Origin of the sequence: Limnobacter humi (assembly GCF_024518835.1) — a bacterium.
In the GTDB taxonomy this organism is placed as follows: Bacteria; Pseudomonadota; Gammaproteobacteria; order Burkholderiales; family Burkholderiaceae_B; genus Limnobacter; species Limnobacter humi.
The window spans coordinates 42,830-68,395 of record NZ_JANIGO010000001.1 but is presented as its reverse complement, the minus strand read 5'-3'; the positions used below and the strand labels follow the sequence as shown (position 1 = coordinate 68,395).

At 56.2% G+C, this 25,566-nt stretch carries 23 protein-coding genes; 13 read left to right on the top strand and 10 right to left on the bottom strand.

The features are described 5' to 3' along the window. The first annotated feature begins 63 nt into the window (after positions 1-63). Both NQT62_RS00340 and NQT62_RS00335 read left to right on the top strand, forming a co-directional pair. A complete protein-coding gene (locus tag NQT62_RS00340; protein ID WP_256762533.1) occupies positions 64-1,869 on the top strand; it encodes an acyl-CoA dehydrogenase in 1,806 nt (601 codons plus the stop codon). 234 nt (positions 1,870-2,103) lie between these two features. Further along, on the top strand, positions 2,104-3,765 hold the full coding sequence (locus NQT62_RS00335; protein WP_256762531.1) for an L-lactate permease: 1,662 nt from the start codon (positions 2,104-2,106) through the stop codon (positions 3,763-3,765). 84 nt (positions 3,766-3,849) lie between these two features. On the opposite strand, the gene NQT62_RS00330 is transcribed toward NQT62_RS00335, so the two are convergent. Continuing rightward, positions 3,850-4,818 (bottom strand): diacylglycerol/lipid kinase family protein, encoded by a 969-nt coding sequence (locus tag NQT62_RS00330; RefSeq protein ID WP_256762530.1) that lies wholly within the window; start codon positions 4,816-4,818, stop codon positions 3,850-3,852. A 101-nt stretch (positions 4,819-4,919) separates the two neighbouring features. Then, on the bottom strand, positions 4,920-5,165 hold the full coding sequence (locus NQT62_RS00325; RefSeq protein WP_256762529.1) for a hypothetical protein: 246 nt from the start codon (positions 5,163-5,165) through the stop codon (positions 4,920-4,922). Between the two features lie 90 nt (positions 5,166-5,255). Between NQT62_RS00325 and NQT62_RS00320 the strand changes: the two genes are divergently transcribed. From NQT62_RS00320 to NQT62_RS00300, 5 genes are all read left to right on the top strand, one after another. After that, positions 5,256-6,212, top strand: a complete 957-nt coding sequence (locus tag NQT62_RS00320; RefSeq protein ID WP_256762527.1) for a LysR family transcriptional regulator — start codon at positions 5,256-5,258, stop codon at positions 6,210-6,212. Between the two features lie 510 nt (positions 6,213-6,722). Then, the gene (gene carA, locus NQT62_RS00315) at positions 6,723-7,907 is read left to right on the top strand and encodes a glutamine-hydrolyzing carbamoyl-phosphate synthase small subunit (protein ID WP_256762526.1); all 1,185 of its coding nucleotides are present in this window, start codon (positions 6,723-6,725) and stop codon (positions 7,905-7,907) included. A 64-nt stretch (positions 7,908-7,971) separates the two neighbouring features. Next, positions 7,972-11,202: a carbamoyl-phosphate synthase large subunit gene (gene carB, locus NQT62_RS00310; RefSeq protein WP_256762525.1), complete on the top strand. Its 3,231-nt coding sequence runs from the start codon at positions 7,972-7,974 to the stop codon at positions 11,200-11,202. Positions 11,203-11,279: 77 nt separating this feature from the next. Then, positions 11,280-11,756 (top strand): transcription elongation factor GreA, encoded by a 477-nt coding sequence (gene greA, locus NQT62_RS00305; protein WP_256762523.1) that lies wholly within the window; start codon positions 11,280-11,282, stop codon positions 11,754-11,756. A gap of 13 nt (positions 11,757-11,769) precedes the next feature. Beyond that, entirely contained in the window at positions 11,770-12,258 is a 489-nt protein-coding gene (locus NQT62_RS00300; RefSeq protein WP_256762522.1) for a DUF4149 domain-containing protein, read from the top strand. On the opposite strand, the gene yhbY is transcribed toward NQT62_RS00300, so the two are convergent. Beyond that, positions 12,255-12,626, bottom strand: coding sequence for a ribosome assembly RNA-binding protein YhbY (yhbY, locus tag NQT62_RS00295; RefSeq protein WP_370569111.1), 372 nt, complete (start codon positions 12,624-12,626; stop codon positions 12,255-12,257). The genes NQT62_RS00300 and yhbY overlap by 4 nt on opposite strands. A 26-nt stretch (positions 12,627-12,652) precedes the next feature. On the opposite strand from yhbY, the gene NQT62_RS00290 reads away from it, so the two are divergent. Beyond that, on the top strand, positions 12,653-13,285 hold the full coding sequence (locus NQT62_RS00290; RefSeq protein ID WP_256762521.1) for an RlmE family RNA methyltransferase: 633 nt from the start codon (positions 12,653-12,655) through the stop codon (positions 13,283-13,285). A 163-nt stretch (positions 13,286-13,448) separates the two neighbouring features. Beyond that, positions 13,449-15,350, top strand: a complete 1,902-nt coding sequence (gene ftsH / locus NQT62_RS00285) for an ATP-dependent zinc metalloprotease FtsH (protein WP_256762520.1) — start codon at positions 13,449-13,451, stop codon at positions 15,348-15,350. Positions 15,351-15,583: 233 nt separating this feature from the next. Here the strand turns inward: ftsH and queG are convergent, their stop codons facing one another. Further along, positions 15,584-16,663 carry a tRNA epoxyqueuosine(34) reductase QueG gene (queG, locus tag NQT62_RS00280; protein WP_256762519.1) on the bottom strand — a complete coding sequence of 360 codons (1,080 nt, stop codon included), beginning with the start codon at positions 16,661-16,663 and terminating at the stop codon, positions 15,584-15,586. A gap of 2 nt (positions 16,664-16,665) precedes the next feature. Here queG and tsaE point away from each other — a divergent pair, with 2 nt between their 5' ends. The 4 genes from tsaE to miaA are packed head-to-tail and all read left to right on the top strand — an operon-like array spanning position 16,666 to position 21,466. Further along, a complete protein-coding gene (tsaE, locus tag NQT62_RS00275; RefSeq protein ID WP_256762518.1) occupies positions 16,666-17,184 on the top strand; it encodes a tRNA (adenosine(37)-N6)-threonylcarbamoyltransferase complex ATPase subunit type 1 TsaE in 519 nt (172 codons plus the stop codon). A gap of 14 nt (positions 17,185-17,198) precedes the next feature. Further along, positions 17,199-18,581, top strand: coding sequence for an N-acetylmuramoyl-L-alanine amidase (locus NQT62_RS00270; protein ID WP_256762517.1), 1,383 nt, complete (start codon positions 17,199-17,201; stop codon positions 18,579-18,581). A 17-nt stretch (positions 18,582-18,598) separates the two neighbouring features. After that, positions 18,599-20,497 (top strand): DNA mismatch repair endonuclease MutL, encoded by a 1,899-nt coding sequence (gene mutL, locus NQT62_RS00265; protein WP_256762515.1) that lies wholly within the window; start codon positions 18,599-18,601, stop codon positions 20,495-20,497. Positions 20,498-20,509: 12 nt separating this feature from the next. Continuing rightward, positions 20,510-21,466 (top strand): tRNA (adenosine(37)-N6)-dimethylallyltransferase MiaA, encoded by a 957-nt coding sequence (gene miaA, locus NQT62_RS00260; RefSeq protein WP_256762514.1) that lies wholly within the window; start codon positions 20,510-20,512, stop codon positions 21,464-21,466. On the opposite strand, the gene NQT62_RS00255 is transcribed toward miaA, so the two are convergent. From NQT62_RS00255 to rpsI, 6 genes are all read right to left on the bottom strand, one after another. Continuing rightward, on the bottom strand, positions 21,454-22,437 hold the full coding sequence (locus NQT62_RS00255; RefSeq protein WP_256762513.1) for an AEC family transporter: 984 nt from the start codon (positions 22,435-22,437) through the stop codon (positions 21,454-21,456). The two genes, miaA and NQT62_RS00255, sit on opposite strands and share 13 nt — an antisense overlap. Positions 22,438-22,468: 31 nt before the next feature. After that, positions 22,469-22,819, bottom strand: coding sequence for an iron-sulfur cluster insertion protein ErpA (gene erpA, locus NQT62_RS00250; RefSeq protein ID WP_256762512.1), 351 nt, complete (start codon positions 22,817-22,819; stop codon positions 22,469-22,471). A gap of 15 nt (positions 22,820-22,834) precedes the next feature. Beyond that, complete coding sequence (locus tag NQT62_RS00245) at positions 22,835-23,257, bottom strand: bactofilin family protein (protein WP_256762511.1); 423 nt, start codon at positions 23,255-23,257, stop codon at positions 22,835-22,837. Positions 23,258-23,270: 13 nt separating this feature from the next. Beyond that, the gene (locus tag NQT62_RS00240) at positions 23,271-24,002 is read right to left on the bottom strand and encodes a DUF6776 family protein (RefSeq protein ID WP_256762510.1); all 732 of its coding nucleotides are present in this window, start codon (positions 24,000-24,002) and stop codon (positions 23,271-23,273) included. Beyond that, positions 23,999-25,042 carry an N-acetyl-gamma-glutamyl-phosphate reductase gene (gene argC / locus NQT62_RS00235; protein WP_256762509.1) on the bottom strand — a complete coding sequence of 348 codons (1,044 nt, stop codon included), beginning with the start codon at positions 25,040-25,042 and terminating at the stop codon, positions 23,999-24,001. The genes NQT62_RS00240 and argC overlap by 4 nt, the downstream gene beginning before the upstream one ends. A 131-nt stretch (positions 25,043-25,173) precedes the next feature. Continuing rightward, positions 25,174-25,566, bottom strand: a complete 393-nt coding sequence (rpsI, locus tag NQT62_RS00230; protein WP_256762508.1) for a 30S ribosomal protein S9 — start codon at positions 25,564-25,566, stop codon at positions 25,174-25,176.

Sequence of the window (25,566 nt, the reverse complement as noted above, 5' to 3'; positions counted from 1 at the left end):
AAATCAGGCTCACGTGTTGAGCCTGATTTCACATGAAGAACAGGCAGTTTTTGGAGACGAGAAATGACATACAACGCCCCAGTCAAAGACATGATGTTTGTCTTGAAAGAATTGGCCGGTCTGGACCAAGTGTCCCAGTTGCCCGGTTGTGAAGATGCCACCGAGGAAACCGTCGAGGCAGTGTTGAATGAAAACGCCAAATTCACCAGTGAAGTGGTTGCACCACTGAACTGGACCGGCGACGTGGAGGCTGCCACCTGGAACAACGGCGTGGTGAAAACCGCCACAGGGTTCAAAGACGCATTCAAGCAGTTTACCGAGGCTGGCTGGCAAGGCCTGCAGCACCCCACCGAGTTCGGCGGTCAGGGCCTGCCCAAAGTGGTGGCCACACCCTGCATGGAAATGGTGAACGGGTCCAACCTCAGCTTTGCGCTGTGCCCCCTGTTGACCGATGGTGCGATCGAAGCTTTGCTCGTGGCTGGTAGCCAGGAACAAAAAGAAACCTACATTCCCAAAATGATTTCTGGCGAATGGACCGGTACCATGAATCTGACCGAGCCACAGGCGGGTTCGGACTTGGCGTTGGTGCGTACCAAAGCGGTACCGCAGGGCGATGGCACTTACCGAATTTTTGGCCAGAAAATTTATATCACCTACGGTGAACACGACATGGCCGAGAACATTGTGCACCTGGTGCTGGCCCGCACCCCGGATGCACCGGAAGGCGTGAAGGGTATTAGTCTCTTCATCGTGCCCAAGTTCATGGTCAATGACGATGGCTCCCTGGGCAAACGCAACGACGTGTTCTGCGCATCCATTGAACACAAGCTGGGCATCAAAGCCTCGCCAACCGCTGTGCTGCTGTATGGCGACAACAAAGGCGACGTGGGTGAGGGTGCAGTGGGTTATCTCATCGGCGAGGAAAACAAGGGTTTGCAGTACATGTTCGTGATGATGAACGCGGCCCGCTTCCAGGTGGGTGTGCAGGGCATCGGCGTTGCCGAACGGGCCTACCAAAAGGCTGTGCAGTACGCCAAAGACCGCGTGCAGTCCCGCCCGGTGGATGGCTCTGCCAACGAGGCTGTGGCCATCATCCACCACCCCGATGTGAAGCGCATGTTGATGAGCATGCGTTCGCAGGTGGAAGCCGCGCGTGCCATGGCCTGCGTGGCCGGTGCTGCATACGATGCAGCCCACAACCACCCCGATGCCGCTGCACGTCAGCAAAACCAGGCTGTGTATGAGTTCCTGGTTCCGCTGGTTAAAGGCTGGTCCACCGAGATGAGCATTGAAGTGGCCTCCACCGGTGTTCAGGTGCATGGCGGTATGGGCTTCATTGAAGAAACCGGCGCTGCCCAGTACTATCGTGATGCCAAAATTCTGACCATTTATGAAGGCACCACCGCCATTCAGGCCAATGACTTGGTGGGCCGTAAAACCGCCCGTGATGGTGGTGCGGTTGCCAAAGCCCTGGCCGCCGAAATGGCTCGCACCGTGGGTCAATTGAATGAATCCGGTTCCGTGCACGCCAAAGCGGTGGCTGCACGCCTGGATGCAGCACGTGCTGCATTCCTCGACACCGTCGACTTTGTTGTCAACAACATGAAGACCAACCCCAATGCGGTGTTTGCAGGCTCGGTGCCCTATCTGATGCTGGCAGGTACTGCGGTCGCTGGTTGGCAAATGGCCCGTGCACTGTTGGCTGCAGAAGGCAAAATCAAGTCGGGTGAAACTGACTCCTTCTACAGCGACAAAGTGCTGACGGCCCGCTTCTTTGCAGACCATGTGCTGTCCAAAGTACCCGGTCAGCGCGATAGCGTGGTGGGTGGTTTTGCATCGGTCACTGAAATGGCTGTGGCCAATTTCTGATTCGCCGGTGCGCTACGAGAAAGCCGACCTTCGGGTCGGCTTTTTTTATTTCAGGGTTAACGAGCTTCGGGTTAGTACCAAGCGGGTTAGACCGAATGGGTTTACCCACACTGTTTCATTAAAGTGCCGGCATCTGTCACAAGGGTTGACGGAAAACGCACGTGCATTCAATCCGGCGTGGTTGGTTTTTTGAATGCATGGGCGACATCCTTATTACAACAACGGAGATTCCGAATGGTCTGGCAACAAACATATGATCCGCTCGGCAACATGCTCATCTCGACACTGCTGGCCGCTGTGCCCGTGGTGGTCATGCTTGTCGGTCTTGGATTCCTGCATCTAAAAGCACACATCGCCGCTGGCGCTGGTTTGCTGAGCGCGTTGGTGATTGCAATTTTTGTCTACAGCATGCCTGCTGAAATGGCGACCAAGGCTGCTTTCCTGGGCGGTTTGACCGGTCTGCTGCCCATCGGCTGGATTGTGTTGAACATCATTTTCCTGCACCAGTTGACCGAGAAAAACGGCAGCTTCAAAGTGCTGCAGGATTCCATCGCCGGAATTACCGATGACCGTCGTTTGCAACTGCTGTTGATCGCCTTTGCATTTGGCGCATTCTTTGAAGGTGCAGCCGGCTTTGGTACCCCTGTGGCCGTCACGGCCGCCATTCTGATTGGCTTGGGCTTTTCGCCATTGGCTGCTTCAGGTTTGTCCTTGATTGCCAACACAGCCCCAGTGGCTTATGGCGCGCTGGGTACCCCAGTGATTACCTTGGCGAAGGTGCATGGTTACGACCTGGCGGAAGTGTCGGCCATGGTGGGCCGTCAGCTGCCTTTCTTCTCGGTGCTGGTTCCATTCTGGTTGATCTGGGCCTTCGCCGGCTGGCGCGGCATGAAGGAAATCTGGCCCGCCATTCTGGTGACCGGTGTGTCCTTCGCCATTCCGCAGTTCCTGGTGTCCAACTTCATGGGTCCTGAGTTGGTGGACGTGATTGCAGCGCTGGTGTCCATGACTTGCTTGGTACTCTTCCTGCGCGTGTGGAAGCCTGCCAAAACCTGGACAACAACTTCCCTGAAAAACCATGTGGAAGATGGTGGTGAAGCCAAGCCGGCAACAGCACCCGCCCAGCACGACCGCGCCACCGTGGTGAAGGCCTGGACTCCCTGGGTCATCCTGACTGTGTTTGTATTTATTTGGGGTCTGCCATCCACCAAAAAATTCTTCAACGATCTGTTTGCACCCAAGTTCGCCATTGAAGGCTTGCACAAACTGATTGAGAAAATGCCACCGGTTGTACCCAAGCCCACAGCCGAAGCCGCCGAGTACACATTCAACCTGCTGTCCGCCACAGGCTCTGGCATTTTGCTGTCCGCCATTGTGGGTGGTTTGGTGATGGGTTACGGTGTTCCCTCGCTGCTGAAGAACTACGGACAAACTTTCTGGAAGGTGCGTTACTCTCTGCTGACCATCGTGTTGATGCTGGCCTTGGGTACCCTCACACGCTATTCCGGCCTGGACACCACATTGGGCCTGGCCTTCGCGGCCACCGGTGTGTTCTATCCCTTCTTCGGCACCTTGATGGGCTGGCTGGGTGTGGCGCTGACCGGTTCTGACACAGCCTCCAACGTGTTGTTTGGTGGCATGCAAAAAGTGGCCGCCGAGCAACTGGGCTTGTCAGCCAACCTCATGGGCGCGGCCAACAGTTCCGGTGGTGTGATGGGCAAGATGATCGACGCCCAGTCCATCGTCGTGGCATCCACTGCGACCGGTTGGTATAACCACGAGGGCGACATTCTGCGCTACGTGTTCTTCCATTCGATTGCGTTGGCCAGCTTGGTCGGTATCTTCGTGACCCTGCAGGCGTATGTGCCACCGTTCACGCACATGGTCATTCATTGATCATGCAGTACTGAAGCCCCCGGTTTTGTTTGTGCAGGCCGGGTGTTCAAAAAGCCGCCATCCTTGTGGGTGTGGCGGCTTTTTTTATTGTTCATGCAGGTCCATGGGTTTCAGGGCGCGTTTCAGTTCAACAAAGTGCACCTTGGGCCCTGTCACAATCTCAATCGCCTGACTGGGCGTGCACACATCCCCGTCAATGTGCCACGCCATGGGTTCTTCCAGTTCAACCCGGATGTTGGCGTATTCCGCTCGGGTCAGTCCAATCCACTTGGGCAGGCGACCAATCCAGATCAGCGGCAGGCACAGGGCCAGCCGAATCAATTTGGGTGCACCGGCCACCACGCACATCACTGGTCTCGCATTCTCACCACCACTGGTCGACAGCAGCACACCAAAGGGCAGTTTTCGAACCGTCAGTGCCAGGCAGAAAGTCCAGGCAATCGGAGCCGAACCTTGGGAGTGAACCAAGCGACCAACCACGGGTTTGAACAGGTTCCGGATGGTGCCGCCCATGATGAGGGCTGAGCCCACATACCCTGCCACCATGCGCAGCGCCACCAAGACACCAGCGCCTGCAGCGTAATAGCGCTCCAGAAACCGTGACGATGCACCAAAACCGAATGCGAAACCCAGGCGTTCGCCATTGATGGACATTGGGTAACGGTGTGTGGTTGGAATCGGCTCGCCAGATTTGATGAGGCGGGCCATGGCAGCAATGTCGTGAAGTGGGTTGCGGCTCAAGGTGCCAATTTCGGTGGCAATTTCATTCATGGTGCCGGCCTTGATGGCCAGTATCCGGGGCAATTGGTCGGCGCCGTACACTCGCAGTGCGGTGGTCAGCGCCACCGACACCGTTCCGTCACCACCAAAGGGAACGATGGCAGAAATTCCCTCCGGGGCATGCTGTTGCAAGGTCTGCTCGAGTTCTTCCAGGCTTTGGGTCAGGGCGGCTGTGCCCTGTTGTCCCAAAATGTGTTGAACATCCTGTTTGAGCCGCTCAGGACCGTAATGGTTGGCAAATTTGGCTTTGCCATTGATGAGGACAAGAATCATGCCGTTGCTTGGATGGATGGGCCAGTGGAGTCAAACAGTATGACGCCACTGTACCTTGTCCCTTGGCACAAATCATTCCTGCGATGCAATTGATCATGCGATCAGAATGCGCCGCTCGCCCCGGCATCGTAGGCGCCATTCCAGCCATCGGTAAACCAGCCCTGTAGGCTGGTCCAGCCAGCGATTGTCTGGTTACTGGCGTGGGCAAGGTCGCCATGGCCAAGCAGCAGTCCCGCAAAGCCGAGGCTAATGCACACGATGATCAAGGTTTTGGCATGGTCTTCCCAACGCTTCAGATGGCGGGGGGGTACGTCCAGGCCGGGGTATTGTTCGGGCCATTCGTTCATGATTCACACTCCTTGTGAGACGGTGTGATGCCATGGTATTAATGTCAGTGCATTTGATAAACCAGCCGATTCGAACGAGACTCTTGCGCGATGAGCAATAATTTCAACGAACTTCATGCCGCTGAAGCTTTTGTTCAGGTCATGAACACCGGCAGTTTTGCCGCAGCGGCGAAGTTGCGGGGCGAGAACCCCTCCAGTGTCAGCCGGGCCATCGCCCAACTGGAGTCGCATCTGGGGGTCCGCCTGCTGAACCGAACCACCCGCAATCTTCGAATCACCGAAGCAGGTAGCACCTATCTCCGATACGCCCGGGAATTGCTGGAACACCAACAGACCGTGCGAGATGCCTTGCTGGAATTGCGAAGTGGAACGCCCAAGGGGCTGGTTCGACTGAGCGTTCCGGTGGTTGTGGGGGAACATATTTTGGCCAATTGCTTGGGTGAGTTTCACAACCAATATCCAGACGTCCATCTGCAAATCGATTTGTCCAACCGGAATGCCCAGATGGTAGAGGAGGGCATCGATTTGGCGCTTCGATTTGGTCATCTCGCTGATTCCAGTCTGAGAGCGCGTCGGGTGTCGACCATCTGGCGCCGCCTGTATGCCTCACCCGCGTATCTGGCTGAGCATGGCGCCCCCAAAACGCCCAAGGATTTGATCAGCCATCAATGCATCGCCTTTGCTCAACGGGGAGATGTCAAGGAGTGGGAGTTCTGGCCGAAAGCGGGTGGCGTTAGCCAAAAGCACAAAGTCAATTCCTGGCTCACCTGCTCCAGCCCCATGATGGTGGTTAACGCGATTGCTGCAGGCTTGGGGGTTGGGCGTAGCGCGCCATGGATGGTGCGGCAGGCTGTGGGCAACGGGGCGGTGGTGGAAATTTTGTCGGATTGGCATTGTGACGATCCACAGCAGGGCGGATTGCCGATCTACATCGTTTTTCCGCCGGGGCCTTCCGGGCAAGTACCGTTGAAGTCCCGTGTGGTGGCGGAATTTCTGGAGAAAGTGTTGTTGCGCGAGTTTGGGGTTGAGCGGTCGGCGGTCTTGTGATGCTTAGCGTAGTAACCCGACCCTTGGTCGATACTTGCTACGTCCCTGCACGGTCACACCCCTTTGCGACGGTCCATTGGTGTTTCCCTCGCTGAGCCGCACGACCGCTGAGGTCGTCCCTCCAAGCAGCGAGTCAGGATCGACCTCTGGGCCAGCTCTTTGAGCTTGGCCCACCGCGCCTGTTTGGCACGCTCGGGCCAATGGCCCTGACTGTCGCTGCAGGGGAGGCGGACCGCACAGGCCCAAAACGCATCGACGCGCGAACAGCCCCCGGTGTTGCCGGGGGGTTAAAAGGCACGGGCTGCCGGTGTTGCTGGGGGCAATCAGCGAAACCGGGCTACTGGCACCACAAAGAATTGGTGCTTTTCCTCGATCATTCCCGCCATGCTCATCTGGCCTGCAAGGCCCAACTCCGGTATAATGCTCGGTTAGCTGAATGATTCTTAGGCAAAGGCCTGCGCGGGTGGTGCATCAACCCCCCGGGTTTTGTCGCATCTATTGGAGTTTCCCTTGTCGAAATTAGCCGCAAGCGCAAGATCGGATCAAGCGCGCGCATTGCTTGCGCTCGCCGATGGCACCGTGTTCGAAGGGATTTCTTTCGGAGCCCCCACCACACAAGTGGGCGAAGTGGTGTTCAACACATCCCTCACCGGCTATCAGGAAATCGCCACTGACCCGTCCTATTGCCGCCAAATTGTCACCCTCACTTACCCCCACATCGGCAACGTCGGGACCAACGCGCAGGATGAAGAGTCTGGTCAGTTGTGCCTGTCGGGCTTGGTGATCAAAGACCTGCCCATGCTGGTCTCCAATTTCCGTTCTAGCCAGCCGCTGGGTGATTATCTCAAGCAGCACGGTGTGCCCGGTATTGCCGGCATCGACACCCGAAAGCTCACCCGCATTCTGCGTGAAAAGGGCGCTCAAAATGGTTGTTTGATGACCGAAGGTTCAGGCGAAACCTTCAGTGCCGAGCGTGCGGTTGAGCTGGCCCGCGGTTTCCCTGGTTTGGCTGGCATGGACCTGGCCAAGGTGGTGAGTTGCACCGAAATCCATGAATGGACCGAAGGTGAATGGACGCTGGGTGAAGCTGCTGAAGTGCCCCACTTCCAGCAGGGCGATCGCCCCTACCATGTGGTGGCTTACGACTTTGGTGCCAAGCGCAATATTTTGCGCATGTTGGCCCAGCGCGGCTGCCGAGTCACCGTGGTGCCTGCCCAAACAGCCATCGACAAGGTTCTGGCGCTTAATCCCGATGGCGTGTTCCTGTCCAACGGCCCTGGCGACCCCGAGCCCTGCGACTACGCCATCGCTGCCATCAAACATGTGCTTGAGCAGACCAAGCTACCCGTGTTCGGCATCTGTTTGGGGCACCAGCTCATGGCCTTGGCCAGCGGCGCCAAAACACTGAAGATGAAGTTCGGCCATCACGGGGCCAATCATCCTGTCCAGGAACTGTCTAGCAAGCGTGTGTTCATCACCAGCCAAAACCATGGTTTTGCGGTGGATCCTGAATCACTGCCCGCCAATTTGCGGGTCACGCACGTGTCGCTGTTCGATGGTTCCATTCAGGGTTTGGAGCGCACAGACCGCGCAGCATTCTGCTTTCAGGGGCACCCGGAAGCCAGCCCTGGCCCGCACGACTTGGCTGAGCTGTTTGACCGCTTCATTGCGGACATCAGGGCCTGCAAGCAGTAAGGCAATCAGTGGCTTACGTTGAATGAATTTTTTGAAATCGAATATCTGACCCAAAAGGCGAGTTATGCCCAAGCGTAACGATCTAAAAACAATCCTCATCATCGGCGCCGGCCCCATCGTGATCGGCCAGGCCTGTGAATTCGACTATTCCGGCGCACAGGCTTGCAAAGCCCTGCGCGAAGAGGGTTACAAGGTAGTGTTGGTCAACAGCAACCCCGCCACCATCATGACCGACCCGGAAATGGCCGATGTCACGTACATCGAACCGATCACCTGGCAGGTGGTCGAGCGAATTATCGAAAAGGAGCGCCCCGACGCTGTGCTGCCCACCATGGGCGGCCAAACCGCTCTGAACTGCGCATTGGATCTTGCCAAGCATGGCGTGCTGGCCAAATACAATGTCGAGCTCATCGGTGCCAAGGAAGAGGCCATTGAAAAGGCCGAAGACCGCCTGAAATTCAAGAACGCCATGACGAAAATTGGCCTGGATTCTGCCAAATCGGGTGTGGCCCATTCCATGGAAGAGGCGCTGGACATTCAGCGCAAAATTGCAGCTGAAGTGGGCAGCAATGGTTTCCCTGTGATCATCCGCCCCAGCTTCACACTGGGTGGTACCGGTGGTGGCATTGCCTATAACGCTGAAGAGTTTGAGACCATCTGCAAGCGCGGTCTGGAAGCTTCCCCCACCAAGGAATTGCTGATTGAAGAAAGCCTGATCGGCTGGAAAGAATATGAGATGGAAGTGGTGCGCGACCGCGCCGACAACTGCATCATCATTTGCTCCATTGAAAACCTGGATCCGATGGGTATTCACACCGGTGACTCCATCACCGTGGCGCCTGCTCAAACCCTGACTGACCGCGAATACCAGATCATGCGCAATGCATCGATCGCCATTTTGCGCGAGATTGGTGTGGACACCGGCGGCTCCAACGTGCAGTTCTCGATCAATCCCGCCAATGGCCGGATGATCGTGATCGAGATGAATCCGCGCGTGTCGCGTTCATCAGCACTGGCTTCGAAGGCCACCGGTTTCCCAATTGCCAAGGTGGCCGCCAAGCTGTCCGTGGGCTACACGCTGGATGAACTCAAGAACGATATTACAGGTGGCCTCACCCCTGCATCGTTTGAGCCTTCCATCGACTATGTGGTCACGAAAATTCCGCGTTTTGCGTTTGAGAAATTCCCCACCGCCGACAACCGCCTCACCACCCAGATGAAATCGGTGGGTGAAGTGATGGCCATGGGCCGCACCTTCCAGGAAAGTTTCCAGAAAGCGTTGCGTGGCTTGGAAACCGGCGTGGATGGACTGAACCAGAAAACAACCGACCGTGAAGTGATTGAGCGCGAGTTGGGTGAGCCTGGCCCTGAACGCATCTTCTATGTGGGCGATGCATTTGCCCAAGGCTTCACCTTGGAGCAGGTGCATGCGCTGACCCATATCGACCCTTGGTTCTTGGTGCAAATCAAGGACATCGTCGACATTGAATTGGAACTGGAAACCAAAACACTGGCTGACCTCACCGAGCCCGTGCTGCGCTTCTTGAAGCGCAAGGGTTTCTCAGACCGTCGTTTGGCCTACTTGCTCGATACGTCTGAGGCTGAAATCCGCAAGCTGCGTCATCAACATGGTGTGCGCCCGGTCTACAAGCGGGTGGATACCTGCGCGGCCGAATTCAAAACCGGCACGGCTTACATGTACTCCACCTATGAAGAGGAGTGCGAGGCTGAGCCAACCAACCAGAAAAAGATCATGGTGCTGGGCGGTGGTCCAAACCGCATTGGTCAAGGCATTGAGTTTGACTACTGCTGTGTGCATGCCGCCATGGCTTTGCGTGAAGACGGTTTCGAGACCATCATGGTTAACTGCAACCCTGAAACCGTGTCCACCGACTACGATACATCCGACCGTCTGTACTTTGAACCGCTGACGCTGGAAGACGTACTGGAAATTGTTCAATTGGAAAAACCGGTCGGCGTGATTGTGCAGTACGGTGGTCAAACCCCCCTGAAGCTGGCCAAAGCGCTAGAAGCCAACGGCGTGCCCATTATTGGGACCAGTCCGGAAAGCATTGATATTGCAGAAGACCGCGAGCGCTTCCAGAAGCTGTTGTCCAAGCTGAACCTGCTGCAGCCGCCCAACCGCACTGCACGCACTGAGGCAGAGGCGATTGCCCATGCACAAGACATTGGTTACCCGTTGGTGGTGCGCCCCAGCTATGTACTGGGCGGTCGTGCCATGGAAATTGTGCACGAGCAGAAAGACCTGGAGCGCTACATGCGCGAGGCCGTGAAGGTGAGCAACGACAGCCCAGTGCTGCTTGACCGTTTCCTGAACGATGCCATCGAAGTGGATGTGGACGCGCTGTGCGATGGCGAAAACGTGCTGATTGGCGGTGTGATGGAACACATCGAGCAGGCGGGCGTTCACTCCGGTGATTCGGCCTGCTGCTTGCCACCGTACAGCCTGTCGGCTGCCATGGTGGATGAGCTCAAGCGCCAGTCTGTGCTGATGGCCAAGGCGTTGAATGTGGTGGGTTTGATGAACGTGCAGTTCGCCATCCAGAACGATCGCGTGTTTGTGCTGGAAGTCAACCCGCGTGCATCCCGCACCGTTCCTTATGTATCCAAAGCCACTGGCATGCAGCTGGCCAAGATTGCCGCGCGCTGCATGTCTGGCCGCACCTTCGCCAATCAGGGGGTTAGCGATATTCCGGTACCGAAATATTTTTCGGTGAAGGAAGCCGTGTTCCCGTTTGTGAAATTCCCGGGCGTGGACACCATTCTGGGGCCGGAAATGAAGTCCACCGGGGAGGTGATGGGTGTGGGCCGCAGCTTTGGCGAGGCGTTTGTGAAGTCCCAGTTGGCTGCGTCGGTAAAATTACCGGACGGCGGTACCGCCTTCATCAGCGTGAAGCACGAAGACAAACAGCGTGCAGTGAAGCTTGCCAAAGGTTTGGCTGATTTGGGTTTCAAAATCATCGCCACGCGGGGTACGGCTGCAGCCATCAGTGAAGGCGGGGTGGAATGCACCGTGGTCAACAAGGTGCTGGAAGGTCGTCCGAACATTGTGGACATGCTGAAAAACGGCGAAGTTCAACTGGTGGTCAACACCGTTGAAGAGCGTCGCAGCGCCATCAATGACAGCCGCTACATCCGCACCACATCCCTGACTTCACGCGTCACGGTGTTCACCACCATGGCGGGTGCCTTGGCTGCAGTGGAAGGCATGAAGCATTTGAACAAAATGGACGTCTACAGCGTCCAGAGCCTGCACGCGGAATTGTCCGCCTAAGCTGCAGTCTTTAAAACACCAAGCCGTCCCTGGCTTTTCAGTCAGAGGCGGCTTTCCATTTGTTGGGAATTGAAAGCATGAGTACCGTACCCATTACCGTGAAGGGCGCTGAAAAACTGAAAGCGGAACTTCATCGCCTGAAAACCATCGAACGTCCATCCGTGATCAATGCCATCGCCGAGGCACGTGCACAGGGCGACCTGTCTGAGAATGCTGAATACGACGCAGCCAAGGAAAAACAGGGATTTATCGAAGGCCGTATCAAGGAAATTGAAGGCAAGCTGAGCAATGCGCAAATTATCGATCCATCCAATCTGGATGCCGAGGGCCGGGTGGTGTTTGGCGCAACCGTGAAGCTAGAGGACCTCGAGGCTGGTTCGCAGGTGGAGTACCAAATCGTGGGTGATGATGAGGCTGACATCAAGTCCAACCTGATTTCCATCTCGAGTCCAATTGCCCGCGCATTGATTGGGAAATACGAGGGCGACATCGCTGCCGTGCAGGCACCGGGTGGCGTGCGTGAATACGAAGTGCTGGAAGTCCGTTACATCTAAAGGAAGCAACACCATGGGCTGGAAAGGTTTTCGGAGTGCAGAACTGGCCATTTGGGCCATTTGGCTCGGTGCCTTGTGGTTCATGGCCATTGTCGTGGCCCCAGGCCTGTTCAAGTGGCTTCCAAGGCCAGAAGCTGGCTTGGTGGCCGGGCGTCTGTTTTACATGCTGAGTGTTTTCAGTGTGGCGGCCAGCCTGGTGTTGCTGGCACTGTCCAACACCGCTGGCGCCGTGGCTGCTGGCCTCAAAGGCAATGCCTTGGCGTTGCTGGTGTTGGCCGTTGGCGTGGTCGAGTTGGCGTGGATGCACCCCCACATGGCCCATATGCGGGATGCAATGGGCAACGCCTCCGGTGATGAACTGGCCCTACTCAAGGCCAGCTTTGGCAACATGCACGCGGTGTCCAGCGTGCTGTACTCTGTGAAAATGATCGCCGTGTTGCTGTGGGGCCTTGACCGCTATGGTGTGAAAGCAACCACCACGGGCAACACTGAAACCGCTTAATCTTTGGCGTTGTGCTGACGCTTGGTGAGGCGAGGAGGCTTGGGCTTTCGCGGAGCCGATTTCGCTTTCTCGGCCTGTTTCTCGGCGGATAGTGGGCGGTACAATACCAAGAGCTTTCCAATGTGTTGAACCAGCGCTGCGCCGGTGTTGGCGCAAATGGCTTGCGCATACTCCAGCCGGGCTTCCCGGTCGTCTCCAGCCACGCGCACCTTGATCAGGGCATGGGCCGACAGGTTCATGTCGATTTCCTTGATGACGTTGGTGGTCAGGCCTTTGTCGCCGATCATCACCACGGGGTCAAGCCCATGGGCTTGGGCTTTGAGGGCCTTTTTTTCGGCGGGTGTCAGTGTGATTGCGGCGTCCGTCATGTGTATTTCGCTCTGTAGGTAAATCTGTGGCTAAAGGTAAAGTCAACAAAAACTGGTTGCACGACCACATCAACGACCCTTACGTCAAGATGGCCACGGCGGCGGGTTACCGTGCGCGTGCGGCTTTCAAACTCAAGGAAATCGCCGAACCCGAGGGCTTGATCAAGCCTGGCATCAATGTGGTTGATTTGGGTAGTGCGCCCGGCAGTTGGTCTCAAGTGCTCCGCGAGGCCATGGTCGGGCCTGGCGGGGTCGTGCAAGGTCGTATTATTGCACTGGACATGCTTCCCATGGAACCGATTGCGGGAGTTGATTTCATTCAAGGCGATTTTCGGGACGATGAGGTGTTGTTGGAATTGGACAAACGCCTCCATGGGGAGAAGCTGGATTTGGTGGTGTCGGACATGGCACCCAATTTGTCGGGTGTTGCCTCGGCTGACGCGGCCCGCATTGAGCATGTATGCGAACTGGCCATCGACTTTGCCGTCAATCACCTCAAACCCAATGGCGCCCTGATCATGAAAATTTTTCACGGCTCTTCCTACAGTGGGATCGTCCATGAGATGAAGCAGGTTTTCAAAGTGGTTTCACCCCGCAAGCCCAAAGCGTCCCGTGATCGATCCCGGGAAACCTTTTTGCTCGCCAAGGGTCTCAAATAGGGAATATCTGCAGTAAATCAATTCCCGATAAAAACTTTCAATAAAGCCGGTCAATCGCTGCAATCAAATAGTGCGATGGCGAATTTACAAGGCTTGGGTTTAAAATGGGGATTCCGTCTCCACCTTCCCAAGGAGCGAGGCGGACCATCTAGGAGAAGTGGCGTTGAACAATTCATTTTCGAAAGCAGCGGTGTGGTTGGTGGTGGCCTTGGTGCTCTTCACTGTGTTCAAGCAGTTTGAAGGGCAGCAATCGCGTTCCAACGAAATGAGCTATTCCGAGTTCATGCAGGAAGCTCAAAATGGCCGAATCAAAAGTGTGGTGGTGGATGGCCGTACCGTCCGTGCTCGAACCAACGAGGACCAGGACCGCGTGGTGTATTCACCCGGCGACATCTGGATGGTGGGTGACCTGCTGAAATATGGTGTTCAGGTTCGTGCCAAGCCCGAAGAAGAGCCCTCGCTCCTCATGAGCCTGTTCGTCAGCTGGTTCCCCATGCTGCTGCTGATCGGCGTGTGGGTATTCTTCATGCGCCAAATGCAGGGCGGTGGTAAAGGCGGGGCCTTCAGTTTCGGCAAAAGCCGAGCCAAACTGCTGGATGAAGCCACCAATCCGGTCACATTCGCCGACGTCGCCGGTTGCGACGAAGCCAAGGAAGACGTGCAGGAACTGGTGGAATTCCTCCGAGATCCTTCACGATTTCAGAAGCTGGGTGGACGCATTCCCCGCGGTGTGTTGATGGTGGGTTCGCCCGGTACCGGTAAAACCCTGTTGGCCAAAGCCATCGCGGGCGAAGCCAAAGTGCCGTTCTTTGCCATTTCCGGTTCCGACTTCGTTGAAATGTTCGTGGGTGTGGGTGCTGCCCGTGTTCGCGACATGTTCGAACAAGCCAAAAAGCAGTCACCCTGCATCATTTTCATTGATGAAATTGACGCCGTGGGCCGTCAACGGGGTGCCGGATTGGGTGGCGGTAATGACGAGCGCGAGCAAACATTGAACCAGATGCTGGTGGAAATGGACGGTTTCGAGACCAGTCAAGCCATCATTGTGATCGCCGCAACCAACCGCCCCGACGTGCTCGACCCAGCTTTGCTTCGCCCTGGTCGTTTCGATCGCCAGGTGGTGGTGGGCTTGCCCGACATTCGCGGTCGAGAGCAAATTTTGAAAGTGCACATGCGCAAAATTCCCATGAGCGCCGATGTGGATGCCTCCGTACTGGCCCGCGGTACACCGGGGTTCTCCGGTGCTGACCTGGCCAACCTGGTGAACGAGTCCGCCTTGTTTGCTGCGCGCCGCAATGGCCGTGTGGTCGAAATGCAAGACTTCGAAAAAGCCAAGGACAAAATCATCATGGGCGCCGAGCGCAAGAGCATGGTGATGCCGGAAGAGGAACGACGCAACACGGCCTACCACGAGTCGGGTCACGCCATCGTGGCCCGTTTGGTGCCCAAAACCGACCCTGTGCACAAGGTCACCATCATTCCCCGTGGCCGCGCCCTGGGTGTGACCATGCAGTTGCCCGAAGGTGATCGTTACAGCATGGACAAAGAGCGCATGCTCTCCACCATCGCGGTGTTGTTTGGTGGCCGTATTGCTGAAGAAATTTTCATGAACCAGATGACCACCGGCGCTTCGAACGACTTTGAGCGCGCCACGGCCATTGCGCGAGACATGGTGACCCGTTATGGCATGACCGAAGCATTGGGCCCCATGGTGTATGCGGAAAATGAAGGCGAAGTGTTTTTGGGCCGCAGCGTGACCAAAACCACGCATATGTCGGAAGCGACCATGCAAAAGGTGGATGCCGAAATCCGCAAGATCATCGACGAGCAATACAAGCGCGCCTGGGACTTGTTGGACCAGAACCGTGACAAGGCCCATGCCATGGCCAAGGCCTTGCTGGAATGGGAAACCATTGATGCCGACCAGATCAACGACATCATGGAAGGCCGTGATCCACGGCCCCCAGTCGGCGGCGGCAGCACACCACCCACGGGCGGAAGCCCCAGCAGTGGCGGTGGTGGCGAAAAGGTGGCACCGAGCAGTCAGCCAGCGCCAGTGGCTTGATGTGTTGAGTGTCTGATGAAAGGAAGCCGGTGAGGAGAAATCCCACCGGTTTTTTATTGCCCCTTTGCAGTAGCGGTGGATCGTGTGTTCGTATTGGCCCCAGCAACACCGGCAGCCCGTGCCGAACGCCCCCCGAAAGGCAAAGGTTGCCCCGCGCATTGTCGCAATAAAAACCATTGCCTAGGCGCGTGCCGAGGTGCTGCAAAACCAAAGCCAATCCAATAGCGTCCCGCTCAATGCTGGGCCAGCGCCCAATCAATATGCTCTTTGAGGAAGTCATCCGCTCCTTCCCGCATATGCCTCAGCAATTCAGGTATGTCGGCCACACCCTTGGCATTGCCTGCCGCCACAGCGAGGTTGCGTCGAAAACGGCGATAGCCAATTCGCCGTATTGCGGTACCCTCGGTGTGTTGAAGAAATTCTTGTTCTGTCCACCCCATCAAGTCTGCCCAACCTGGATTGACCAATGCCGAACGCGCCTCAAAATCGGCAAACACGGCTGGCTTTGAAAACTTGTTCCAGGGGCACACCAGTTGGCAATCGTCACAGCCGTAAATTCGGGTGCCCATGGCGGGGCGCAGTTCAACTGGAATGGCGCTGTCATGCTCAATGGTGAGGTAAGAAATGCAGCGCCGCGCGTCCACGGAATAGGGTGCCACGATGGCCTGTGTGGGACAGGCGGTCATGCACCGCGTGCAGGTGCCGCAGTGGTCTTCTGTATATTCACCCGTCAACGGCAAAGGCAGGTTGGTAAATATTTCGCCCAGAAAGAACAGTGACCCTTCTTTTGGATTGATGAGCAAGGTGTGTTTGCCGCGCCAACCCAGTCCCGCTTTCCGGGCAATTTCCACTTCCGGGGTGGGGGCGCTGTCCACCGCAACGCGGTAGCCCAAATGGCCCACCTGGGCATGAACATCGGTCATGAGCCGCTGAAGGGCTTTGCGAATCACCTTGTGGTAGTCTCGGCCCCGGGCGTACAAACTGATGTAAGGGTGGTTCGGATCGTGAACAGCTTGCAGGGTTTGGTCGGTGAACGCTGTTTCGTCGCTTGCTGACAACGTATTTTCAGGCACGTAGGGAATGCGGAGTGATACGATGCGGATCGTCCCTTCAAGTAGCAGGTTCGGGTTCAAGCGCGCAGTGCCATGGCGAGCCATGTACGCCATTTCACCGTGCATGCCGTTGTTTAACCAGGCGGTCAGGTGTGGTTCGCAGGCCTGCAGATGGGTATCGCTCACCCCCAGTGCTGTGAAGCCCTGACGCTGCGCTGCCGCTTGAATCAGGGCCCAGTGTTGTTGTTCCAGATCAGACATGCATGAAAACCATACGCATTGAATGCCCCAATGAGGCTGCAACCCGTAGTGTAGGCGAAAAGCTCGCGCAGCACGCCTGCGCGCCGTTGTGCATCACCCTGAGCGGCCCCTTGGGCGCTGGCAAATCCGCGTTGGTGAGGGCTTATCTTCGGGCCTTGGGTGTCACCGGGCCCATCAAAAGTCCCAGCTATGCGTTGGTAGAACCTTACAATCTCTCGAATTACTCTGTGTATCATTTTGATTTTTATCGCTTCTTCGATCAGAATGAATGGGTAGAATCAGGATTTCGAGACTATTTCGACGAACAGGCGGTTTGCCTGGTTGAATGGCCTGAAAAAGCAGCTGGGTTGTTGCCGTTGGCAGACTTGGCTTTTGAACTGGCTTATGGATCGATGACAGGACCAGCACCCACGCCGGCTGATGGTTTTCCGGCTTCGCCCGATGAACCGACCACCGTACGAATCATGACCGTGACTGCACACACCGAACGGGGAAAACAGGTGTTGGACCATTTGATCTGAACACTGGGTAACACATGAGCATTACACGCCGAGATTTGCTGAAAACGGCCACAGCCGGATTCCTGCTGAAATTGCTGCCCACAGACGCCTGGGCCGTTGGACAGGTGCGTTTTGTGGATGTTCGCCTGTGGCCGGCTGACGACTACACTCGCGTGACGCTCGAACATGAAGGCCCGCTCAAATACAAATTCTTTCTGGTCGACAATCCCCACCGCATGGTGGTGGATATTCTGGACATGCGACTGGACAAAACGCTCAAGGAGCTGACCTCCCGACTGAAAGCCGATGACCCTTATGTGCAGCAAATCCGCGTTGGGCAATTTGATGCCAACACCGTGCGGATTGTGTTCGATCTAAAGGCGCCCGTTCGGCCAGAAATATTCAATATCGACCCGGTGGCCACCTACCAAAACCGGTTTGTGGTGGATTTTTACCCTCAAAAACCCGCTGACCCATTGATGGCCTTGGTCAACAAGCCCGAAGAGTCCGCAACAGTCGAGCCTTCCACCAAAGAGGATGAAATTGCCCGTGCCATTCGCATGGCAGAAGGGCAGGGCAGCGGCAAAGTTGCCAAGACACCCGCTGTAGCCGACAAACCGGTCGACAAAACACCTGAAAAAACGCCAGAGAAGCTGGCCGACAAATCCGCTGATAAACACATTGAAAAGCCTGCCAAAGGGCTCGAGGTCAAACGTGTGATCACCGTGGCCATTGACCCAGGGCACGGTGGTGAAGACCCGGGCGCCGTGGGTAATTCCGGGTCATATGAAAAGCATGTGGTGCTGTCCATTGGCAAGTTGTTGAAAGAAGAAATCGACGGCATGCCTGGCATGCGCGCCATGTTGACCCGCAACGGCGACTTTTTTGTACCCCTGGGCACACGGGTCCAGAAGGCCCGCAGTGTCAATGCTGATCTGTTTGTGTCCATCCATGCGGATGCCTTTGTCAAGCCCACAGCCAGCGGATCATCCGTGTTCGTTTTATCGGAGCGTGGAGCGTCCAGTACCGCAGCGAAATGGCTGGCCAACAAGGAAAATTCGTCTGATCTCATTGGCGGCGTGAACATCAAAGGGGCCGACAATCAGTTGGCCAAAGTGTTGCTCGATTTGTCCACCACCGCGCAAATCAACGACAGCATCAAGCTGGCCAGTGCAGTGTTGGGCAAAATCGGGAAAATTCACCGGCTTCACAAGGCCGAAGTGGAGCAGGCTGGTTTTGCAGTGTTGAAAGCACCGGACATTCCGTCCATCCTGGTTGAAACCGCTTTCATCAGTAATCCGGAAGAAGAAAAGAAACTGAATGACCCGGATCACCAGAAAAAGATTGCTCAAGCGATTGCAGCAGGTATTGCCCAGTACTTCGCCAAGAACCCCCCGGTGGCTCGTCGCCTCACCTGAGTATCCTATAATGGGGTATGACTTCTGCACGCCCCATTGCCCTCCTGCCCGATGTCTTGATCAGCCAAATCGCCGCCGGCGAGGTGGTGGACCGTCCCGCCTCGGTGGTGAAAGAATTGCTCGAGAACGCGCTGGATGCCGGTGCCACTGAGATCACCATTCGAATCGATGGCGGGGGCATTCAACGCATCTGCATTCAAGACAATGGCCGGGGTATTCCGCGCGATGAGTTGACGCTGGCAGTCACCCGTCACGCCACGTCCAAAATTCAGTCGCTCGACGAGCTTGAACAGGTCATGAGCTTGGGTTTTCGTGGCGAGGCATTGGCCTCTATCGCCTCGGTCAGCCAATTCACCCTGACCAGTTTTCCAGACGGGCAAGGCTGCGCTTACAGCATTCACAATCTGTCAGGTGGGTGGCATATTGAGCCGTCGGCGAATTCGCCGGGTACCACGGTGGATGTCCAGTCGCTGTACTTCAGCACACCAGCCCGCCGGAAGTTTTTAAAAACCGAACAAACTGAATTTTTCAATTGTCTGGATGTGGTTAAGCGCATGGCCTTGGCCAATCCAGCGGTGAGCTGGTTGGTGTATCGGGACGGCAAGTTGCACAGCCGCCACCAGGCCATGCCTTGGAGCACCCGTGTGTTCAGTATTCTGGATGCATTGGCCGATGGCCAGTCAAAACCGATTGATGTGCAAGCTGGTGATATGCGCCTGCATGGTGCAGTGGGCCTGCCCGACTCGGCCCGGGGCAAGGGCGACATGCAGTTCTTTTATGTGAACGGCCGATTTGTGCGCGACAAGCTCATTAACCATGCCGTGCGCTCCGCTTATGAAGATGTATTGCATGGCGATAAATACCCCGCTTTCGTTCTGTTTCTAAGCCTGCCTGCATCGGAAGTGGATGTGAATGTGCATCCTGCCAAAACCGAGGTGCGCTTTCGCAATGCTCGCGCAGTGCACCAATGGGTAAGGCAGGCCATTGAATCGGTGTTGGCACCGTCCAGGGCAACTGTTCCGCTGAGCGAACGAATTGCCGATGCGGTCCACGAAACACAGTCGGAACCCTCTCAATCGGTCGCTGCCACTGTGGCTTGGCGTTCGAGCCCAAACACCAATAGCCAGCCAACCCTACGGGTTCAGCCCAAGTCTGGGGTATTGCCGTTTAATCGGGAAGGGCCAGCCAACCCGGGTATGGCGCAAGAGGCCTTGGCCGATTATCTGGCCGCCCACCGCCCCCTGGACACGCCCCTTCAGGTGCCCGCGCGTCCCGAGGTCAGACCTGCTGGATCGATTGGGTCAGATTCGGGCTCACGCAATGAGCCTGAAGAGTATTTGGGACAAGCCATCGCCCAAGTGCACGGAGTGTATGTACTGGCGCTTCGACCGGATGGCATGGTGGTGGTGGACATGCATGCGGCGCATGAGCGCGTGTTGTACGAGCAATTCAAGCAGGCCTTGGATCAGCGTCTATCCATTTCATCCCAAGAGTTGTTGGTGCCGCTGTTGGTGCAAATTGATCCACGGCTGGCCAGCGAAGTGGAACAGGGCCAGTCGCTGTGGGATCAGATGGGCTTCCGGCTCAGTTTGCTGTCGGCCCAAGAAGTGGCTGTGCGGGCCATGCCCACCATGCTGGCGGGTCAAGATGTATCCGCACTCATTCAACAATGGCTGGAAGATTTGCACCAGTATGGCGTGGCCCATGTGTTGGAGCGGCAGCGCAATGCATGGCTGGCGGGCCTGGCCTGCCATACAGCGGTACGGGCCAACCGCAAGCTGAGTATTCCTGAAATGAATGCCCTTTTGCGTGCCATGGAGCGTACCGAGCGTTCAGACCAGTGCAACCATGGCAGACCCACCTGGCGTTTATTTACGCTAGGCGACATGGACAAATGGTTTTTGCGCGGGCAATAGGGGGCTGTGCACATGGGCATACCCTTTGACATTCCTGCTTTGGCCATCGTCGGGCCTACTGCCAGCGGAAAATCTGCCTTGGGCGTGTGGTTGGCACAGCAGGGCTTACCCATTGAAATCATCAGTCTGGATTCGGCGCTGGTGTTTCGCGACATGGACATCGGAACTGCCAAGCCCAGTCCTCAGGAGCTGGCATCGGTTCCACACCATTTAATTGACATCATCTCTCCAGAAGAAACGTTCAGTGCAGCCGATTTTCTCACCGCGTGTCATGGTCTGATCGCCGACATCCGGCAGCGTGGGCGGGTGCCTGTCATTCTTGGCGGAACCCTGATGTACTACAACGCGATGGTGGCGGGGCTGGATGATTTGCCCAAGGCCGACGCCATCATCCGCGCAAGAATTGAGGCTGATGCGAATCAGCTGGGCTGGCCCCATGTGCATGCTGAACTGTCCAAGGTAGACCCAGTCACCGCTGCGCGGCTTAAGCCCAATGATTCGCAACGTCTGCAACGTGCCATGGAGGTATACCTGCTCACCGGGCAGCCGCTGTCCACATTTCACAAACGGGATCAGGCTCAACGTTTGAGCCTGCCCACACTGGCGCTTGAGCCGGGTGATCGGTCTGTGTTGCACGCCCGTATCGCAGAACGTTTTGTGCACATGCTGGAGTCTGGTTTGATTGATGAGGTGGTGTCGCTGCGCCAGCGTTATGTGCTGGATACGGCCATGCCATCCATGCGGTGCGTGGGTTATCGGCAGGTGTGGGCGTATCTGGATGGCGAATTAAACCGTGCCGAGATGATCGAGAAAGGGGTGGCAGCAACCCGACAGCTGGCCAAACGGCAAATCACCTGGTTGCGTTCGATGCCTGGTAAACACACCGTGGATCCGCTTCAGGCCAATTGGTTGGAACTTGCCAAACCCTGGTTGAGCAACACGGTGGACGCCTTGCTTCAATTCAAATGAGGTTGGGCCAGTGTGAACACCAAGGGCAAGGTGAAGGCTGCACCAACGGTGGACAGCGAAATCAGGCAGGCGACCAAGGGTGCGTTCCCACCCATACGCGCGGCCAATATGTAGGCGCTCGACGCACTGGGCAGGGCTGAAAACACCAGCAAAACACGGGTTTGTTCAACGGGCAGTTGTACCCAATGCGCATAGGCCAGGGCCAGGGCTGGTGAGGCAATCAATTTCAGACCCAGCCACCAGATGGAGACAGACCAATGACCACGAATGCCCGAAAACACAAGGCCCGCCCCCACCGCAAGGAGACCCAAGGCCACAGCGGCTTGCGCAAGGCGTTCCAGCGTTAGCTGCACAGGGTGAGGAATATCAATTTGCAGCAGCTTTGCGAACAGGCCCAGCAGGGTGCCAATAATCAGCGGGTTTCGGACAATGTCGCCCAGAACACCCCAAATATTCCCCCGGCTCATGGAGCCCACGGCCAGCATGTTACACAGTGGTACACCCAGCGCTAATAAAATTGCCAGGTTGGCCACTCCTTCAGGACCACCAAGGCGGCTGGCCAGTGCAAGGCCGATGTATGAATTGAAACGGTAGGCTGTTTGTAGGCCTGAGGCGAAATCAATCCGGCCCATGGGACTAATCCATCGGCCAGCCCAGCCAGCGATGAAACTGACGGTGATGACCAGGGGGCCACCCAAGGCAAATGCACCCACCGTATTTAAATTGACGGGACTCATTGCCACGGAATGAAACAGCAGGCATGGAAACAGAACGAAATACACCAGCTTTTCGATGGTGACCCAGGCTTGGGGCGGCATCCAGAAGCGCTTGAGCAGGTAGCCTAGCGCAATCAGTGAGAAATCAGGAAAAAGCAGCAGTGGGTTCACGGTGTATTTGGGCCGGGTTTGCCAAGCCGGACACCCATCCATGGAAAAGCCCACCAGTGTGGTGGGCTTTGCTGTCTCCAGCAATACCGGTTAACACCAGTATTGCGTGTGTTCTTTAGACCGAGAAGGACGAACCGCAACCACAGGTGGTGGTGGCATTCGGGTTCTTGATCACGAACTGAGCACCGTTCAGGTCCTCTTTGTAGTCGATTTCTGCACCGGTCAGGTATTGAAAGCTCATTGAATCGATCAACAGGGTCACTCCGCCTTTGTCCAGCGTGGTGTCGTCCTCGTTCACGTCTTCATCAAAGGTGAACCCGTATTGGAAACCAGAGCAACCACCACCTTGCACGAATACACGCAGCTTCAGGTTAGGGTTGCCTTCCTCGTTGATCAAATCCCGCACTTTGGCGGCGGCCGCATCAGTGAAAACCAATACGCTGGGTTGTTCTGTGGTTGCTTCCATGGTGTCCTGCCTTGTTTAAGCCTGTTTACTGCCAGATCCGGCTTTGCTGCTGGCCAATGCCAGCTTTGCGGGCGCCGAATCATCTTGCTCGTGTTGCAAAGTGCCATCCACGACCGCGCCGGGATGCATTTCCAATGCCTTATATCTTACGTCACCGGAGACATTTGCGGAAGGGTGGAGCTCCAGAAGTTCCTTGGCCTCAATCGGGCCAACAATGTGACCACTGACCACCACATGCCCCACTTGAACGCTGCCGCGCACCCGTCCGGTTTCCGAGATGACCAACAGGGACTTTTCCCCCTCTTCGGCCACGACATTGCCATCCACCTCACCGTCGATGCGTAGTCCGCCTTTGAACTTCATGTCACCCTTGATGTGCATGCCGGCGCCGACCAGGCTTTGAATGGGCAACATGCGCTTGGATTTCTTCGAAAACATGGTGTGTTCGCCTTTAGAGTTTCGTGTTGGACTGGGCCCGGATGGTGCCACCCTCCAGAATTCGGAGCTCGACACTTTGAAGTTTTGCACCGTCCGGCAAGGAAAAAGTGCCGGCCACCCGTGAAAAACGGGTCAACCGTATTTCAAATTGGGGGTCTTTGGCATTGGGTGTTGCTGGTAACACTATGACAGCCGGTTTGTCTTTGTTCAAGGTCTTGATCAGTAGTTGAACCTTGAGATTGACAGGAGGGCTGTCGTTGCCCTGGATCAACAGGGCTCTGTATCGATACTGATTGGGTACGGTATCGCGTGTGACCTGCAAGCGTTTGAGGGAGATGGTTCCTTCCAGACTACCGGGGATAAAGCCCTCGAAGAACGCCAAGTCTTCTTTCAAACGGGCATTTTCGCTTTCCAAGTTGGTAATCAACAAGTTGAGCTTTTCCCGCTCTTCTTCGTCCAGTTTTTGAAGTTCCACAGAACGGGCTGTCGCCTCTTTTAACTCTTGATTATCCCGCTGAAGGGTGCTGAGCTGGGCATTCAAGTCGCTGACTTCCGTGGTGGAAAACAAGCGCTGCATGGGGTTGTTCTGCGGTCCCAGGCTTGCATACAAGGCGATGATGATGCTCACCAGCAAGCCGATGCTCAACCCAATCGAAAATGCAATTCGAGACGATCGTTGAACCCCGGGCAGCAGCGTCTTGAGCTGGTGGCGGCGCCGCTTCAAATTGTTGGTCAGGGTGTTCACGGTGCCAGCGGAAGTTGTTCAAGACCAAGGTGTTCGGGCAGACCAAACATGGCGTTCATGGCCTGAACCGCCTGACCTGCCGCACCTTTGACCAGATTGTCGATGGTGGCCAGGATGACCGCCGTATCCCGCCCTTGGGGACGGTGGATCGCCAGACGGACGAAATTGGAGCCCCGAACATGCTTCGTTTCGGGCAGGGAGCCCTTGGGCATGACATCAACGAAATATTCATCCCGGTAATGCCCTTCGTACAGGGCCTGCAGGTCGGTCGCCTGACCGGCATCGTTCAGTTTCACGTACACAGTGGCAAGAATTCCGCGCACCATGGGCACCAAGTGCGGTGTGAAAGTGACATGGGTTTTGCGACCCGAAATCATTTCCAGCCCTTGTTCAATTTCCGGCAAGTGACGGTGTCCGCTCACGCTGTAGGCTTTGAAGTTTTCGCTGGCCTCTGAGAACAGGCTTCCCACGGTGGCCTTTCGGCCAGCACCCGACACACCAGACTTGCAGTCGGCAATGATCGTGGTCTCGTCAATCAGGGGTGCGCCGGCGGTCAGCAAAGGCTTTAAGGCCAATTGGACAGAGGTTGGGTAGCAACCCGCCAGGCCGACCAAGCGGGCGGTGCGGACGGCATTCCGATGGGCCTCAATCAGGCCATACACCGCTTCTTCCAGGAGGGCGGGTTCTGAATGGGGCATGCCGTACCAGTGCTCAAATTCAGCCGTATTTTTCAGACGGAAGTCGGCCCCCAAGTCCACCACCCGAATACCGGCATTCACCAATTCGGCCGCTTGTGCCATACAAACCCCGTGTGGGGTGGCAAAAAACACCAGGTCGCAATTTTTCAGGGATTCAAACGTGGGCTCGGAGAACGCAATATTTACCCGTTTGCGAAGGGCTGGAAACATGTCTGCCACGGCTTGACCCACCTCGCCGCGTGATGTGATGGCTTTGAGTTCAACCTGGGGGTGCAGTGCCAGGATACGCAGCAACTCGGAACCGGTGTAGCCAGTTCCACCCACAATGCCCACTTTGATCATTTCATGCCCTTGATTGCCAAAAAGTATCGACAGAAAAAAAGCCGCACAAATGTGCGGCTTTTGATTGTACTCCAGCTGGGAGGGTGGCTGGATGAGAGTCTGAATTCTCGGTAGGCGTAATACCGGCAGTATTAACGCTTGGAGAACTGTTTGCGACGGCGGGCGCCACGCAAACCGACTTTCTTACGTTCAACTTCACGCGCATCCCGTGTGACCAAACCGGCCTTGGACAGTGTTGGCTTCAACTCTGCGTCATAGTCGATCAGGGCGCGTGTCAGGCCGTGGCGCACAGCACCTGCCTGACCTGTTTCGCCGCCACCGCGAACGTTGACCATGATGTCGAAGTTTTCTTCATTGGCAGTCAGTACCAAGGGTTGACGTGCAACCATCTGGCCTGTTTCGCGGGCGAAGTATTCAGTCAGGGGTTTGCCATTCACAACGAACTGGCCGGTGCCCTTCTTGATAAAAACGCGTGCAACCGAGCTTTTGCGGCGACCGGTACCGTAATTGTATTCACCAATCAT